General features: G+C 40.7%; 13 protein-coding genes and 2 tRNA genes. 7 read left to right on the forward strand and 8 right to left on the reverse strand.

What is annotated here, in order from left to right; translation table 11 throughout:
• The first annotated feature begins 9 nt into the window (after positions 1-9).
• Together feoB and ACZBKJ_RS07285 are read left to right on the forward strand one after the other, a co-directional pair.
• Positions 10-1878, forward strand: coding sequence for a ferrous iron transporter B (feoB, locus tag ACZBKJ_RS07280; RefSeq protein ID WP_463200328.1), 1869 nt, complete (start codon positions 10-12; stop codon positions 1876-1878).
• Positions 1875-2003: a FeoB-associated Cys-rich membrane protein gene (locus ACZBKJ_RS07285; protein WP_003683546.1), complete on the forward strand. Its 129-nt coding sequence runs from the start codon at positions 1875-1877 to the stop codon at positions 2001-2003. Before feoB ends, ACZBKJ_RS07285 begins: the two co-directional genes overlap by 4 nt.
• 78 nt (positions 2004-2081) lie before the next feature.
• Here ACZBKJ_RS07285 and mpl read toward each other — a convergent pair whose 3' ends face one another.
• From mpl to ACZBKJ_RS07300, 3 genes are all read right to left on the reverse strand, one after another.
• Positions 2082-3458 carry a UDP-N-acetylmuramate:L-alanyl-gamma-D-glutamyl-meso-diaminopimelate ligase gene (mpl, locus tag ACZBKJ_RS07290; protein ID WP_463200329.1) on the reverse strand — a complete coding sequence of 459 codons (1377 nt, stop codon included), beginning with the start codon at positions 3456-3458 and terminating at the stop codon, positions 2082-2084.
• A gap of 344 nt (positions 3459-3802) precedes the next feature.
• On the reverse strand, positions 3803-4369 hold the full coding sequence (locus ACZBKJ_RS07295; protein ID WP_463200330.1) for a hypothetical protein: 567 nt from the start codon (positions 4367-4369) through the stop codon (positions 3803-3805).
• Between the two features lie 81 nt (positions 4370-4450).
• On the reverse strand, positions 4451-5233 hold the full coding sequence (locus tag ACZBKJ_RS07300) for a CHAP domain-containing protein (protein WP_463200332.1): 783 nt from the start codon (positions 5231-5233) through the stop codon (positions 4451-4453).
• A gap of 297 nt (positions 5234-5530) precedes the next feature.
• On the opposite strand from ACZBKJ_RS07300, the gene ACZBKJ_RS07305 reads away from it, so the two are divergent.
• Positions 5531-5926, forward strand: coding sequence for a hypothetical protein (locus ACZBKJ_RS07305; protein ID WP_463200333.1), 396 nt, complete (start codon positions 5531-5533; stop codon positions 5924-5926).
• A 361-nt stretch (positions 5927-6287) separates the two neighbouring features.
• Here ACZBKJ_RS07305 and lpxC read toward each other — a convergent pair whose 3' ends face one another.
• From lpxC to ACZBKJ_RS07325, 4 genes are all read right to left on the reverse strand, one after another.
• On the reverse strand, positions 6288-7202 hold the full coding sequence (lpxC, locus tag ACZBKJ_RS07310; RefSeq protein WP_463200343.1) for a UDP-3-O-acyl-N-acetylglucosamine deacetylase: 915 nt from the start codon (positions 7200-7202) through the stop codon (positions 6288-6290).
• Between the two features lie 100 nt (positions 7203-7302).
• Positions 7303-7989, reverse strand: a complete 687-nt coding sequence (locus ACZBKJ_RS07315) for a metal-dependent hydrolase (RefSeq protein ID WP_463200334.1) — start codon at positions 7987-7989, stop codon at positions 7303-7305.
• A gap of 114 nt (positions 7990-8103) precedes the next feature.
• Positions 8104-8179, reverse strand: a tRNA-Glu gene (locus ACZBKJ_RS07320).
• 78 nt (positions 8180-8257) lie between these two features.
• A tRNA-Ala gene (locus tag ACZBKJ_RS07325) sits at positions 8258-8333 on the reverse strand.
• Positions 8334-8487: 154 nt separating this feature from the next.
• On the opposite strand from ACZBKJ_RS07325, the gene ACZBKJ_RS07330 reads away from it, so the two are divergent.
• The 4 genes from ACZBKJ_RS07330 to ACZBKJ_RS07345 all read left to right on the forward strand — a co-directional run bounded on the left by ACZBKJ_RS07330 (position 8488) and on the right by ACZBKJ_RS07345 (position 13090).
• Positions 8488-9537, forward strand: coding sequence for an FAD:protein FMN transferase (locus ACZBKJ_RS07330; RefSeq protein ID WP_463200335.1), 1050 nt, complete (start codon positions 8488-8490; stop codon positions 9535-9537).
• Positions 9538-9583: 46 nt separating this feature from the next.
• Entirely contained in the window at positions 9584-10060 is a 477-nt protein-coding gene (locus ACZBKJ_RS07335) for a hypothetical protein (protein ID WP_463200336.1), read from the forward strand.
• 9 nt (positions 10061-10069) lie between these two features.
• On the forward strand, positions 10070-11278 hold the full coding sequence (gene ubiM / locus ACZBKJ_RS07340; protein WP_463200337.1) for a 5-demethoxyubiquinol-8 5-hydroxylase UbiM: 1209 nt from the start codon (positions 10070-10072) through the stop codon (positions 11276-11278).
• Between the two features lie 225 nt (positions 11279-11503).
• Entirely contained in the window at positions 11504-13090 is a 1587-nt protein-coding gene (locus ACZBKJ_RS07345) for a Na/Pi cotransporter family protein (protein WP_463200338.1), read from the forward strand.
• On the opposite strand, the gene uvrC is transcribed toward ACZBKJ_RS07345, so the two are convergent.
• Entirely contained in the window at positions 13087-14925 is a 1839-nt protein-coding gene (uvrC, locus tag ACZBKJ_RS07350) for an excinuclease ABC subunit UvrC (protein WP_463200339.1), read from the reverse strand. The genes ACZBKJ_RS07345 and uvrC overlap by 4 nt on opposite strands.
• Positions 14926-15103: the final 178 nt, after the last annotated feature.

A 15103-nucleotide genomic window follows, 5' to 3' on the forward strand; every position in this document is an offset into this window, starting at 1 on the left:
GGAAAAATAATGGAACTAAGCTATTTCGCCCTGATCGGCGCGCCAAACTGCGGCAAAACCGTTTTGTTCAACGGTTTGACCGGCTCACATGCCAAGGTTGCCAATTATCCGGGCGTAACGGTCGATAAGCGCGAGGGTGCCTTCCTCGACGACGAGGCAGTCCGCATTATCGACCTGCCGGGCACATACAGCCTGCGCACGACCAGCCCCGACGAAGCAGTGGCAAAAGATGTAATGGTGGGCAAGATGGGCATTCCGCCCGATGCCATTATTGCCGTTGCCGACGCGACCAACCTGCGTATGACCCTGCGCATGATTTTGGAACTGAAAACGCTGGGACTGCCTATGGTGGTGTCGCTGAATTTGAGCGACGTCGCCCGCAAAAGGGGCTTGAATATCGATGCCGCCAAACTGAGCGAGTTGTTGGATGCACCTGTTTTGGAAACAGTTGCAGTGAGCGCGTCGGGCGTACAGGCAGTGCGCAAAGCCGTGGCGAAGCTGCCGCGCAAACGCTCTTTCCCCGCCAATCCCGCTTCTGCCGAACGCACGCTCGATGCGCTGGATAGCGACAAGCTTTATCAAGAAGTCGAATCGATTTTGGCACAAGTAGTGCGCACGCAGATGACGCTGCCCGCATGGCACAAAAAACTCGACGACATCGTGCTGCACCCCGTCTGGGGCATGATTATGCTGCTGTTCATCCTGTTTATGGTGTTCCAAGCGGTTTACACTTGGGCGGCGCCGATTATGGAAGCCATCGAGGGCGGTTTCGGCTGGCTGGGCGAATGGGTGGCTGCCAACATGGAGCCGGGCATCCTCAGCGATTTGCTCGTCAACGGCGTACTTGCCGGTTTGGGCAGCGTGTTGGTGTTCCTGCCGCAGATTACGATCCTGTTCGCCTTCATCCTGCTTTTGGAAGACTCAGGCTACCTGCCGCGCGCGGCGTTTTTGTTGGACAACCTCATGGCAAAAAGCGGTCTGTCGGGACGCTCGTTTATCCCGCTTCTGTCGAGTTTCGCCTGCGCCGTTCCCGCCGTTATGTCGGCGCGTACGATTAATGACCCGCGCGAACGCCTCGTTACCATCGCCGTCGCCCCGCTGCTGACCTGCTCTGCGCGGCTGCCCGTTTACGCGCTGATTATCGCCGCCGTCATTCCTAATCGCACCGTAGGCGGGATTTTCAACCTGCAAGGACTAACGCTGTTCATCCTCTATCTCGCAGGCATCCTGTCTGCCGCCTTGGCAGCGTATATCATGAAACGCTTGGCGCGTATGAAAGGCAACGTGCAGCAATTCCCGCTCTTGATGGAGCTGCCGACTTTCCGCACACCCAACTTCAAACACATCATGACCAGCCTGTGGGACAGGGTAAAAGCCTTCCTCAAACGCGCCGGTACGATTATCTTCGCCCTTGCCGTAGTTTTGTGGGGCTTGGTCAGCTGGCCGCAACCGCCCGCAGGTGCAACAGGCGCAGCAATCGATTACAGCCTCGCGGGTATGCTCGGCCACGCTATCCAACCATTGTTCGCCCCGCTGGGCTTCACTTGGGAAATGTGTATCGCCATGATTCCGGGCATCGCCGCGCGTGAAGTCGTCGTTGCCGCGCTGGGTACGGTCTATGCCGTCAGCGCGTCGTCTGAAGACGCGGTACAAAACGCGCTGATTCCGATTGTGCACAACAACTGGGGCCTGCCGACCGCCTTCGCCTTCTTGGCTTGGTATGTGTACGCCCCCATGTGCGCCGCGACATTGACTGTGATTAAACGCGAAATCAAATCCACAAAAAATATGGTGATGATTACCGGCTATTTGTTCCTGATGGCTTATTTTGCCGCATTCGTGGTTTACCAAATTTCTTCAAGGATACTATCGTCATGACTCAATATATTATCGTCGGCTTGATTATGCTCGCCTGCGTATTCTTCCTCTTGCGAAAATTCGTATTCAAACCGAAAAAACGCGACTGCAGCAGCGGCTGCGGCAAATGCGGCGGTTGCGGTTAAATATGGATAGCTAGGAAGAAAAAAGGTCGTCTGAAATGGTTTCAGACGACCTCAATCATTCAAAACTTTCAACCAACCTTATTTCAAGGCTTCCAGCAGCTTCCCGTGTATCCCGCCGAAACCGCCGTTGCTCATCACCAAAATATGATCGCCTGCTTCGGCATTTTTCACAATTTCAGCAACAAAGGTATCGAAGTCTTTGCGGACGTGCAGCTTGCCGCCCAAAGGCGCGAGTGCCTCGGCAACGTCCCAGTCCACACCGCCGGCGTAGCAGAATACTTGGTCTGCATCGTTTAAGCTTGCGGGCAGGGCGGCTTTCATTGTGCCGAGTTTCATGGTGTTGGAACGCGGCTCGAGGACGGCGAGGATGCGGGCGTTTCCGACGCGTTGGCGCAGGCCTTCGATGGTGGTTTCGATGGCGGTCGGATGGTGGGCGAAGTCGTCGTAAACGGTGATGCCATTCACCGTGCCTTTGATTTCCATGCGGCGTTTGACGTTTTTAAACGCGCTCAAGGCTTCGCAGGCGGTCTGAATATCGACTCCGGCATGACGTGCGGCGGCGATGACGGCGAGCGCGTTCATGCGGTTGTGTCCGCCCATCAAATCCCATGCGACATGTCCGGCTTTTTTGCCGTCAAGTAACACGTCAAACGAGCCGTCGGCATTGACTCCGCCGACCTGCCAGCCGTGTTCGGTGCCGAATTTTTCCACCGGCGTCCAGCAGCCTTTGTCCAAAGTATCTTGCAGGCTTTGTTGTTGTCCGTTGCAGACGATTAAGCCTTCAGACGGCACGGTGCGTACGAGGTGGTGGAACTGGGTCTGTATCGTGCCCAAATCGGCGAAGATGTCGGCGTGGTCGAATTCCAGATTGTTCAAAATGGCGGTACGCGGGCGGTAATGCACGAATTTGGAGCGTTTATCAAAAAAGGCAGTGTCGTATTCGTCGGCTTCGATAACGAAGAATGGGGATTTTGAATTAGGATCTTGGCGCGGCGTTTGCGGCAGGCGGGCGGAAACGCTGAAGTTTTCCGGTACGCCGCCGATGAGGAAGCCTGGCGCGAGTCCGGCATATTCCAAGACCCATGCCAGCATAGAGGCGGTAGTCGTTTTGCCGTGTGTTCCGGCTACGCCGAGTACCCAGTGTTGGTGTAATACGTTTTCAGCAAGCCATTGTGGGCCGGAAATATAAGGCAGGCCGCGGTTTAAAATCGCTTCAACCACATCCATGCCGCGTTTGGCAACATTGCCGATAACGTAAATATCGGCTTTAAATTCGTCTAATTGAGCGGCATCAAAACCTTCGTGTACGCCTATACCTAAGGCTTCAAGCTGGGTGCTCATCGGCGGATACATCTTCGCGTCGCAACCGCTGACTTTAAAACCTGCTTCTTTGGCAATAGCCGCTACGCCGCCCATAAATGTGCCGCCGATACCGATAATGTGGATGTGTTTCATGATAAGACCGTCTTGGGAATGAATTAATTTTAAAGCCGTCATTATAACGGAGTTTGGATAAAGGGGTCGTCTGAAAAGTAAAGTGGCAATAAGAATAGGGAAAAATATGGGGGATTTGATTTTAGAAGTAGGGCGTTGAGGTTTTTAAGTATGGGATTGGGTAATTTATTTTTTGGAAAGGGTTATTTGATACGGTAAAGTCGTTCATGAAGGCCAAGGGAAGCATTGCCTCGAACTCCTCCATACTTGATGGCGTGAGGTTTTCGGTAACCGGTTTATTTGGATAGACTTTAGAAAATGGATGGTTGTTGTTATTAAAATTTTAATACCTATCTTTGGCTAGCTTATGGACAGTCGTGGGTATTAATAATTGTCTGAGCATCTTTTTTAATATTATTCATGTCTTCAATATAACAGCCATTTGAAACACAGCTAAGTTCAACATCTACAGTGATTTTTTGAACAGGAATATCGTTCATATCCTGAAATCTTTGGTCGTAAGTTGCCTGTACTGTATAATCATTAATAAAATTAACTTTCACATTCTCAGCAATTCGAACGCCATCTTGCGAGTCATCGCCAACATAAACTCGTTCTTGAAAATCGCAACCAAGCTCATCAATGTCTTCTGCGATTTTACTAGCTTGAGCAATTTTTTCTTGTAAAGCAGCAGTAGCAAAAGGCGTAATTTCACCTTTGATGATGGCATTGGTTACTAAATTAATTTTATTTTGACGATCATTTGTTTGGTTGGTTTGCTGGTGGCTTGCTGTGGTTTCTAAGTGAGTGGCTGTATGATTAGGCTGCAAATCTGGTGCAGATTGAGTGATTTTTTGATTTTCAGAAGCATTTTCCTTGCAACCAAACATAGCTACACTTACCAATAAAGCTATCAATGCGCGCTTTTTCATAAATTTTCCTTAACAATCAAATCCGCTTTTGCCCAATAAAAAAAGAGGTGATTAATTCACCTCTATCGAAAAAAAATTAGGCTACTGCTCATTCATAGCAAGATATGTGCCACGACTGCTGCTTGATGCGTTTGTATAACGCAAATCACGCCAAACACTATAGCCGTTATGCTGAGCGTATGGACTGAATTTGCCCACGCCTTGACGAAAATCCGAAACCCATTGAGTGCCATCATAAATTTGAATATGACCATGTGGGTTTTTTGAGGTACGATTAAATACCACAACATCACCAATTTGTGGCATGTAGTTGTCACTACTGATACGTGTAAAACCTGCTCCCGCTAAAGTACCATGAGCGTATTGATAAGCAGATGGCTGAGGTGTAAATTTATAACCTGCGGATTGCAAAGCCTTACGAACGTATAATGCACAACGTTTAGTGCTTCTACCGTGAGCAGCGCGACTGGCGGCACGAGCAGCGATGGCTGGGGCAGATTCACCATTTAGCGCACCGATCATAGAATTATTTTGACTGTAACTTTGATAGGCTTGATAGGTTTGAGAGTAGTTACTTTGTGAGTAATTTGAATTAGCATTGCCATAAGTAGCAGTTAAAAATTCATACTCACTGGTGCCACTTGATACACCACTAAAACTGCTACGACTATTATTAGATGCCATCAAGTCATCAATTTCAGCATCAAGCTGACTGCCACTCATCACTTTGGTGTCATCTTTTGGGGCATTGGTAATATAAATAGTTCTGCCCGATGCAGATTCAATTTTGATTGAACCAGTTTGAGCGTGCGCTGCAGTTACACTGATACCTAAAGCTGATGCTAGCCAAAATATTTTTTTCATAAAAAAGCCTCGCATCATTAACCTACAAGCCATTCAAGTTATGATAACTGATAGGCTAATGATGTTTGATTTGTTGATTTTAGTTTACACACAAAATCCATGCAAGGAACAATCCAATTGTGTTCAATGTGTGCTAAACTAGCCAAGTAATTTGTGTCAAATTTTTAACACTTCCACTACATTTGTCTCCATACAAATCTAGGATGCCATTCATACATTATTTTGATTTGAAAATATATTCTTTACAAATCAACCCCATTTTACCTTCTAATAGAACATAATAATAAGGAATTTTTGATGAAAAGCCCAATAATCCATCCAGACAACACTCAAAAGGTTTTACAACCCAAAATCAAACGCCCCAATCATCTTGCTGATACCACTGAAAAGCTATCTGCAGCTGGTTTTTGTTTACCAAAAACATTATTAGAACAATTTAATTATTATCAACAACTTAGCAAGGAGGCACAACCTCTACTTATCCCTATCATTGGCCCGCAAATGGCTTTATCTTGCCGGGTTACAAACATGACCACAAACAAAATAACACTCACCCTACCAACCTTTACCGCTGTTAATCATTTGCGCAACGTAAAACTGGCATGTCTAGCAGCCCTACAAACATCTACGCGCTTTTGTCAGATTACTGATATGGAAGTCATCCTAAGCAATCCAAGGATTTTAAATAAATAAAAACCTTAGATTAAACTAATAGATGGCGTAACACATGGTTACTATAGCACAGTCAGTAGGCAATGTCATCTGTAACTAAATATAACTTATGGTTTTTTAGTACACGTGTTATTTACAAAAGTTGTTTTTAAAAAAAAGATGGTTGAATTGATTATTATGTAAATTTATGTTAATAAATATTGCTATAATAAATTATTTTAGTCATCTATTTATCATAAATTCTAATAAAACCCATAACACAAAAGCCAATCAACAAATGAGATTGGCTTTTATTATGTTGCTACGAAAAACATTGAATTGGTAGTTTATTACCCATTTATCACGCAAATATTGCACTAAAACAAATATAACTCACTGATAATTAGGAATTTTTGCCCAAATTATAGACAATTGGACAAGATTCTTTGTCATAAAATGTTACAATTTTATAGTTGTCTTGGTCAGCAAGTACTTTGCGAATTAATGCATTATTAAGCGCATGACCTGATTTATATGCTGAGAATTTACCTAAAATCGCCTTGCCAATAACGTATAAATCGCCCACTGCATCTAGCATTTTATGACGTACAAACTCATTGTGGTAACGCAGACCACCTTCATTTACAACCGAATGTTCGTCAAGTACTACTGCATTATCCAAACTGCCGCCTAATGCTAGATTGTGCTTATGTAATTCTTCTAGATCCTTTAAAAATCCAAAGGTACGAGCCTGACCGACTTCGCGAGCAAAATTGGCAGTATTAAAGTCTAATGTGGTTTTTTGATCGGTAGCCTTAATAGCATCGTGGTTAAAATCAATCTCAAAATCCATCAAAAAGCCGTGTTCATAAGGGCTTAATTCTGCCCATTTATCACCATCGGATACGCGGATTGGTTTTTGAATACAGATAAATTCTTTTAATTTATCCTGAATTGCAATTCCAGCCTCATCCAACAAAAATAAAAAAGGCGCTGCTGAACCATCCATAATAGGAATCTCTGGTGCATCCACTTCAATATATAAATTATCAATACCAAACGCTGCCACTGCTGACAATAAATGTTCAACCGTGCCAACTTTAGCCTCACCTGCCACTAAGTTGGATGACATCAAAGTATCTTGCACCAGTTCCGCCGACATTGGAATACGAGCGTTATTTAAATCCGTGCGCACAAAAACCACACCCGTTCCCAAGGGTGCAGGCGCTAAAGTTAAAGTAACTTTTTTACCACTATGCAGCCCAATGCCTGTTGCCGTGATTTTTTTGGCAAGTGTGCGCTGATAACAAGGATAAATCTTCAATGGTTCCTCAATTTGTTACAAAATATGTTATTTTTATTTTAGCATTTTGATAAAATTTTGTCATCACAAAGTAAAATAAAATTATTTTCATTTTTTAATTGATAAAACCGATTGTAGTTTGTTTTAATATTGACCAAATATCATAAAAACTGGGAGCAAAAATCCATAACAGCCCAAGCAATGTATAAAGTATGGCATATTGAATCGGTTTATCGCTTTCAAAAAATTTAAACGCTGTTCCTGCTGATTTTTTAAGTTTAAAATTCCAAATATTAACGCTATACATTTCATCTAAGATTAAATGTACCAAACTACCAAAAAATAAAAATAGTCCTAAAATCCAACTAGTATAAGCTGATAAAGATAAACCATAATGGACAACGTACACCAAAATCAGCCCAAAAACCGCCATGTATGGTACAGAATGCACCATGCCTCGATGGACAGTAATGCGGCTAAATAGTTCAAATACTCCAAAACGAAATATCCCAAATACAAACACCCAAAGCAACATGGCATACATTGCTCCCTCTTGGGTCTTATCATTTGATGCGTAAAGTACTGAAAAAAATGTCGCTAAAAATAACGATGCAAAATAGAAACCTTTTTTAGCTGGATGAGAACTGCGCAAATCAATATCGGGTAATAATCCGCCAATTGTTCCCACCATCACTGCAAAAACTGCCGTACCCACACCGTATAATTTTGCAAAAAATCCCAAACCAGATACTACCACGCTAGCAACAGCAGCAACACTAAAATGGGTTTTAAAATCTGCCATAGATTAAAATAACTAGGATAACTTATGTGCAATTTTATCACAAATTATACACAAGAATTTTTGATGGATAAAACAAAAACCCCAAGTTTAGACTTGAGGTTTTTGATGAAAAAGTGGCATCCCATAGGGGATTCGAACCCCTGTTACCGCCGTGAAAGGGCGATGTCCTAGGCCTCTAGACGAATGGGACGCAATAAATATATCTAAAGGTTAGATAAAGAATATAAGAAATTGCCTAGGTGCTTATATTCTATTAACTTAACAAGTTTGGTGGAGCTAAGCGGAGTCGAACCGCTGACCCCTTGCATGCCATGCAAGTGCTCTACCAACTGAGCTATAGCCCCTTTGTTAAGGTGGGCGTATTATATTAGTTAAAAAATCTACTGTCAAGTATTTTTTTAAAAAAAATTTTAAATTTAAGATAACAATTATTTTCCTACATTCTCAAGCATTTCTAAAAATGCTACAATGACGATTAATTTTTATGTTGATTTTTTTATGCAAAAAATTTATTTTATTGGCGCAATTTGCATGCTTCTTAGTGCTTGTGGTGAATCTAGTGACTACCAAAGCATTAGTGGCAAAACCATGGGAACCAGCTATCATATCACCTATAAAGCACCCAAAAATAGTGATGTAAAGTCAATACAAGCCAGCATTGATGAGCGTCTTTTGCAAATCAATAAATCGATGTCTACTTATGATAAAGACAGTACGATTTCTAAATTCAACACATTAAAAGCAGGTGAGAGTATTCAAATTGATGCTGATTTTGGTAAAGTACTGAATGATAGCCGCACAATTTACCAAAAATCTGGATATGTTTTTGATCCAACTGTTTATCCTTTGGTTGAGCTTTGGGGCTTTGGTAGTAAAATTAGCGTTGATAAATTACAAAGTCCGCCAACAGCAGATGATATCCAACAAGCCAAACAAAAAGTTGGATTGGATAAAGTATTATTAAACGAACACCATTTATCCAAAACGACTGACGGGGTAGGACTTGATTTTTCAGCAATTGCCAAAGGTTATGGGGTTGATGTGGTTGCTGATGTGTTAAAAAACAAATATCATATTGAAAATTATATGGTAGAGATTGGTGGTGAAGTAGCCACACTTGGGCTCAATCAACAAGGTAAAACCTGGACGATTGCTATAGATGCGCCCATTATAGACAGCACCGTCAGCAATCGGCAAATTGCCACCACCATCAGCCAGAAAACTGGTCAGGCTTTACACATTGCTACATCGGGAAATTACCGTAATATGTTACAATTAGATGGCATTAATTACAGTCATACCATTAGCCCTTTAACAGGTCGGCCCATACAAAATGGAACGGCATCAGTCAGTGTCATCGCACAAAGTGTTGCATTAGCAGATGGTTGGGCAACAGCTTTATCAGCGCTACCTTATGATGATGCACAAATGCTCGCAAATCAACAAGGCATTGCTGCTATTTTTATTAACCCTAATAAACAGCGGTCCTTTGAAATCGTGTATTCAGACGCTGCCAAGAGTTACAACCCAAATGCTAAAACGCCTTAAATATCCATTAATTTAATGCTTTCATTAAAAAAATAAAGGAACCATCATGAGTGAACTTACCTACTCTCTTAATTTTAATAAAAACTGGCTATCCGCCCCCGTTGCTGCCAAACAAGCTTTTTATCAAGAACTAAATGACATTCGTAATATGTTAAGCGCAGACACGCCTGCTAAAAATTTTGCTTTCACCCATCAAAATTTTGACCAAGTCATTCAAAACTTATTACATATCTATGATGATAACCTTCAAGCATCACAAAATATTGATGCATCAATTTTTGAAGTGGCAGATGTCAAGAACCCAAAAGATGAGTCCTCACCCTCTCATAATAACCAATTATCTTATTTAAGCCCAGAACAGTTGGCAGAATTAGAAACGCGCCTTTATAAAAAACTATCCAGCCAACTTGATGATTTTTTAAGCGAACAAATGAGTGAAATTTCTGAAAACCTTAGAGGCTGGCTAAAAGATGCCATCAAAAGCGAAATCACTGCTCATAGCGTTCCACAAACACACATATAGGTGATGATGATGACTACTCAAAATAACAATGTGATGAAAAGTGATATTGTTGTCGTTGGTGCAGGCCCTGCAGGTCTTGCTTTTGCTCGTTATTTCAAAAATAGTGATCTAACCATTACCATTTTAGAAAAAGCACCATTATCCACCATTGAAAAAGCTGCTTATGACGGGCGAGAAATTGCCTTAACCCATCATTCCAAAGAAATTTTACAAAATTTGGGGGCTTGGCAACGTTTTGATGAAAACGAAATTTTCAAATTAAAAGATGCTAAAGTTTATAATGGTGATTTTAATTATGCTTTGCATTTTAAAGTACCCAAAGATTTATCATTTTTTACATCCATTGACAGATTGGGTAATTTAATTTCCAATCACAACATCCGTCAGGCTTTATATGATGAAGTTAAAGACCTGCCAAACGTAACCATTAAAACCGATGTAACCATTAAACAGTTGCATACTTCTGATATGCAAGCAACCATAACTTTATCTGATGATACCATTCTAACAGCACAGCTACTTATTGGGGCAGACAGTCGTTTTTCATTTGTACGTCGTGAAATGGGTATTGGGGCGGATATGAATGATTTTGGACGTACGGTTATTGTGTTTCGAGTCAGTCATCCGTTATCCAACGAAGCCACCGCTCAAGAATGTTTCTTATATAATCGCACCTTAGCGCTATTGCCTTTGACAGATAATCTTACTAACTGTGTGATTACTTTAGATAATACTCAAAGTGATGCGTTGTTGTCATTAAGTCCAGAAGCTCTTGCCCAAGAAGTAGAAAATATGATGGATGGACGCTTAGGAAAAATCACTGTTGTTAGTAGTGTCCACCATTACCCACTCATGGGAGTTCATGCTAAGACTTTTGTTACCAAACGCACAGCCTTGATTGGTGATAGTGCTGTAGGCATGCATCCTGTTACTGCACATGGATTTAATTTAGGGCTTATGAGTGCTGATATTTTGGCAAATTTGATTTTAAACGCTGATAAGCAAGGCAAAGATATTGGTTCAACTTCATTGTTAAAAACTTACAATCGTCGCCATCAAGCACATACTCGAGTTTTGTATCACGGTACTAATGCAATGGTTACACTGTTTACCAATGATAAAAAACCAATGAAAATTGTTCGTAGTGCCGCCTTACATCTTAGCAATCACCTGCCACCCATTAAGCGCTGGATTGCAGGGCAATTAACTGGAAAATAAAAATCAAAAGCCAAATTATTAAATTTGGCTTTTTTTAGATTGATGACTTAATGAATAACATCAATTAAACAATCTGCCTGTCTTTTTTCCCTTCAGTATGTAAACAACTTTTTATATAAACAGTCCAGATAACCCGCCAATTATCTAAAGCTGCTTGTCAAAGCTCTCAGCTAAAGCTATTATGAACGTTTTCCTATATAAATTGATGATAAATAATTTATTGTTATGTTAATGGTACTTACGCATCTTACTGGTGGAATTGGTTTATTTTTGCTTGGCATGTCTTTGATGACGGACAGCCTAAAGGCAATGGCAGGCGATAGTTTAAGACAATGGTTAGGGCGCTTTACAGGCTCGCCCATCAAAGCAATGTTTTTTGGCATTAGTTTTACCATGATTGTACAATCATCCACCGCAACCACTTTGGCAACTATTGGGTTTGTCAGTGCGGGTGTATTAAGTTTTGTACAGGCAATCGGTATTATTATTGGCGCCAATATTGGTACAACCAGCACAGGTTGGATGGTAGCCTTTTTAGGATTAAAATTTTCTATTACTGCTTTTGCTTTACCAATGATTGGGATTGGAGCAATGCTCAAGCTTTTGGGTAAAGAATTTTGGGGGCTTTTGGGTCTTTCTTTGGCGGGTTTTGGACTTTTATTTCTTGGAATTGATTTTTTACAAGACGCCATGGCAGGTTTTGCCGGGCAAGTGGATTTGACTCAGTGGTCTGATGATACACTACGCACACAGCTAATTTTGGTGATGGTTGGACTTGTGATGACGGTTTTACTGCAATCGTCTACCGCTGCCGTTACTGCAACGCTTGCTGCGCTTGCCAGTAACGCTATTGATTTACCACAAGCTTTGGCTCTTGTCATTGGTCAAAACATTGGTACAGTTGCCACTGCAATTTTAGCCGCTATTGGTGCAACCGTCAGTGCTAAGCGCACGGCTGCTGTCCATGTGTTGTTTAACGTCATTACAGCCATTGTGGTATTTTTTGTTCTGATGCCAGCAACACTTTGGTTGGTAGAGCATCGCTTTTTAGTATGGGATAATATGGTCGTAGTTGCTGCATTTCATACTGCTTTTAGCTTACTTGGAGCAATGCTGTTTATGCCATTTACCAAACAAATGCAGAAGGTTTTGCAGTGGCTTATTCCTGAAAAAGAAATCCCCACAACACGCTTTTTGGACGACAGTTTGTTTTCACTACCAGCGGTTGCGATTGATAGTGCCAAACGAGCTTTATGTCAAAGTTTATCCCAAATTTATGAACAGATAATTTTGGCAAGTCGTGGTACGATTTTAAGTAATGAGATTAATGGTCAAATTTTAGATGATACCTTGGCAAAAATTGATGAATATTTAGAAAAAATGCCCGTTTCTCAAGCTAAAAATGACCAACAACAATTAAGTAATTTACTGCGGTTGGTGGTGTATAGCCGCATGATTCGAGAGGATTTATCATCAGTAAATTTTATCGATATTTTAAAAAATAACTTACAAAACAATGCATTATCAGAAACTATGGTATATTTTCAACAGCTTACCCATTACTTATCAGAACTGCCAATTAATGGTATTGACAGCGCCTTTGTCAAAAGTTTTGTGGCGTTTGGTGATGATTTAAAAGCTCAAAAAGATAGTGTACGTTTTTCTATTGTAGAACAAAGCGCTTCACAAGCTGAAAATGCAGCGGCAGCTTTGGAACTCATTACCGCTCAACGCTGGCTTGATAAATTTACCAAACACACTACTAAGATGGTAATGATTTTAGACAGTAAAAACAGTCTGCAAAATAATTAATCGCCATGTAATGCATGATAAATTGTTTGCGCCAAAGTCTTGCTGATACCATGAACTTTGGCAATATCAGCCTGTGATGCTCCAAGCAGCTGACTTATGCCACCAAAATGTGTTAAAAGTTCACGGCGACGTTTTGCTCCTAGATTGGGAATCACCTCAAGAATGGATGATCCCCGAGCTTTATCTCGCTTTTTGCGATGATTGGTAATGGCAAACCGATGTGCTTCATCCCTGATATGCATAATTAGATGTAAAGCTTTATTATCTTTTGGTAAATCAATTGCATCATGATTAAGAAAATGCAGAACCTCCAAACCCGCTTTTCGTCCCTCACCCTTTGCCACACCAATCAGCAACGTTTGTGATAGAATACCGAGTTCTTGTAGCGCCTCTTTGGCAGCCGTTAATTGCCCGCGCCCACCATCTATCAAGAGTAAATCTGGCAATGAATGTTTTTTATAACGACGAATTAAAATTTGCCGCATTGATGCATAATCATCACCGCCTACATCAATAACGTTATATTGGCGATATTGGCGCTTTTGTTTGCCCATTCTATCAAAAACCACACAAGAACCCACCGCAAGTTCACCCATGGTATGACTAATATCAAAACATTCGATGCGGTTAATAAAATTATCACAAATACCAAATAATACTTTTTGCAGCTCATCAAAACGCTGCTGCAATTCTTGATAATCAGATAGTTTGCCTGTTAAATCATTACGAACGTTTAATTCAGCCATCTCAAGCCATTGTTTTCGATAGGTATGTACTTGTGATTTAATGATTATTTTTTGATTAAATTTTTGATAGAATACATCTATTATGGTTTGTTTATTGGGTAAATCTTGACTGACAATGATTTCTTTGGGTAAATCTTGACTTATCTGAAAATAAAAAGACAATAAAAATCTTTCAAATGGATTTTCACCTTCTATATCATTATCATCTAAAAAATAAGTTTTTCCACCCAAAACCTTCCCTTGACGTATGGTTAAAACATGGACTGCCAAAATCCCCATTTGTTCCATCATAAAAAATACATCGGCTTCGCCTTCCAAGCGATGTACAGCTTGGGTTGAGGTAATTTCTGATAATACGCCTAAACGATCACGATAAAATATTGCTTGCTCAAAATTCATATTTTGAGAAGCTTCATGCATTTTTTGAGTCAATGTTTTTTGCAAATTTTTAGTATCGCCTCGTAAAAATGCTAAAGCATTTTGAACATCTTGTTCATATTTTTTTTTATCAATTAATCCCGCACAAGGCGCTGAACAACGTTTGATTTGATACTCCAAACAGGGTTTTTTGCTGGTTTGAAATGTGCGATTTGTACAATTTCTCAACATAAATAGTTTTTGTAATAAAACTTGTGCTTCTTTTGCATTAGCTGCCGATGGATAAGGTCCAAAAAATCGATTCTGACGGTGATTGGATTTGCCACGACTAATACCAATTTTTGGAAAATTATCAATAGAAATAAAAAGATATAGATAAGACTTATCATCTCTCAAAAGTATATTATAGGGTGGTCTATGTTCTTTAATCAGATTCTGTTCAAGTAATAATGCTTCAGATTCACTGTGTGCAATAATAGTTTGAATATCCCAAATGCGAGTTACTAGAGCTTTGGTTTTTGGATGCGTAATTGTTTTTGAAAAATAACTAGAAACTCTATGTTTTAAGGATTTAGCTTTACCTATATACAAAATCTCGCCAGATTTATCCAGCATTTGATAAACGCCAGGCAGATTAGGTAAATTTTGTAAAATTTGGAAAAGATGAGTGGTCTTATCTAAAGGCTTTTTAATCGCTGATGAGTTGATCATAACGTATATTAAGAGAAATTTAGATAAAAATGGGTGTAAAAAATAATAAAACAAGACTTGTCTATCGCTATTATCGATTATCAAAACTTAACAATTGAATTTTTTCAAAACGTGTAAAATTAGACAGTATACAAGAAAGAAATAAGAATTAATAAGTTATTTTTATTCGATTCTTAGA

The sequence above is a fragment of the Moraxella sp. I5G genome (assembly GCF_055193055.1).

Coding starts and splice junctions, on each gene's coding strand:
- feoB (WP_463200328.1), top strand. CDS start 10: ATGGAACTAAGCTATTTCGCCCTGATCGGCGCGCCAAACTGCGGCAAA.
- ACZBKJ_RS07285 (WP_003683546.1), top strand. CDS start 1,875: ATGACTCAATATATTATCGTCGGCTTGATTATGCTCGCCTGCGTATTC.
- mpl (WP_463200329.1), bottom strand. CDS start 3,458: ATGAAACACATCCACATTATCGGTATCGGCGGCACATTTATGGGCGGC.
- ACZBKJ_RS07295 (WP_463200330.1), bottom strand. CDS start 4,369: ATGAAAAAGCGCGCATTGATAGCTTTATTGGTAAGTGTAGCTATGTTT.
- ACZBKJ_RS07300 (WP_463200332.1), bottom strand. CDS start 5,233: ATGAAAAAAATATTTTGGCTAGCATCAGCTTTAGGTATCAGTGTAACT.
- ACZBKJ_RS07305 (WP_463200333.1), top strand. CDS start 5,531: ATGAAAAGCCCAATAATCCATCCAGACAACACTCAAAAGGTTTTACAA.
- ACZBKJ_RS07315 (WP_463200334.1), bottom strand. CDS start 7,989: ATGGCAGATTTTAAAACCCATTTTAGTGTTGCTGCTGTTGCTAGCGTG.
- ACZBKJ_RS07330 (WP_463200335.1), top strand. CDS start 8,488: ATGCAAAAAATTTATTTTATTGGCGCAATTTGCATGCTTCTTAGTGCT.
- ACZBKJ_RS07335 (WP_463200336.1), top strand. CDS start 9,584: ATGAGTGAACTTACCTACTCTCTTAATTTTAATAAAAACTGGCTATCC.
- ubiM (WP_463200337.1), top strand. CDS start 10,070: ATGACTACTCAAAATAACAATGTGATGAAAAGTGATATTGTTGTCGTT.
- ACZBKJ_RS07345 (WP_463200338.1), top strand. CDS start 11,504: ATGTTAATGGTACTTACGCATCTTACTGGTGGAATTGGTTTATTTTTG.
- uvrC (WP_463200339.1), bottom strand. CDS start 14,925: ATGATCAACTCATCAGCGATTAAAAAGCCTTTAGATAAGACCACTCAT.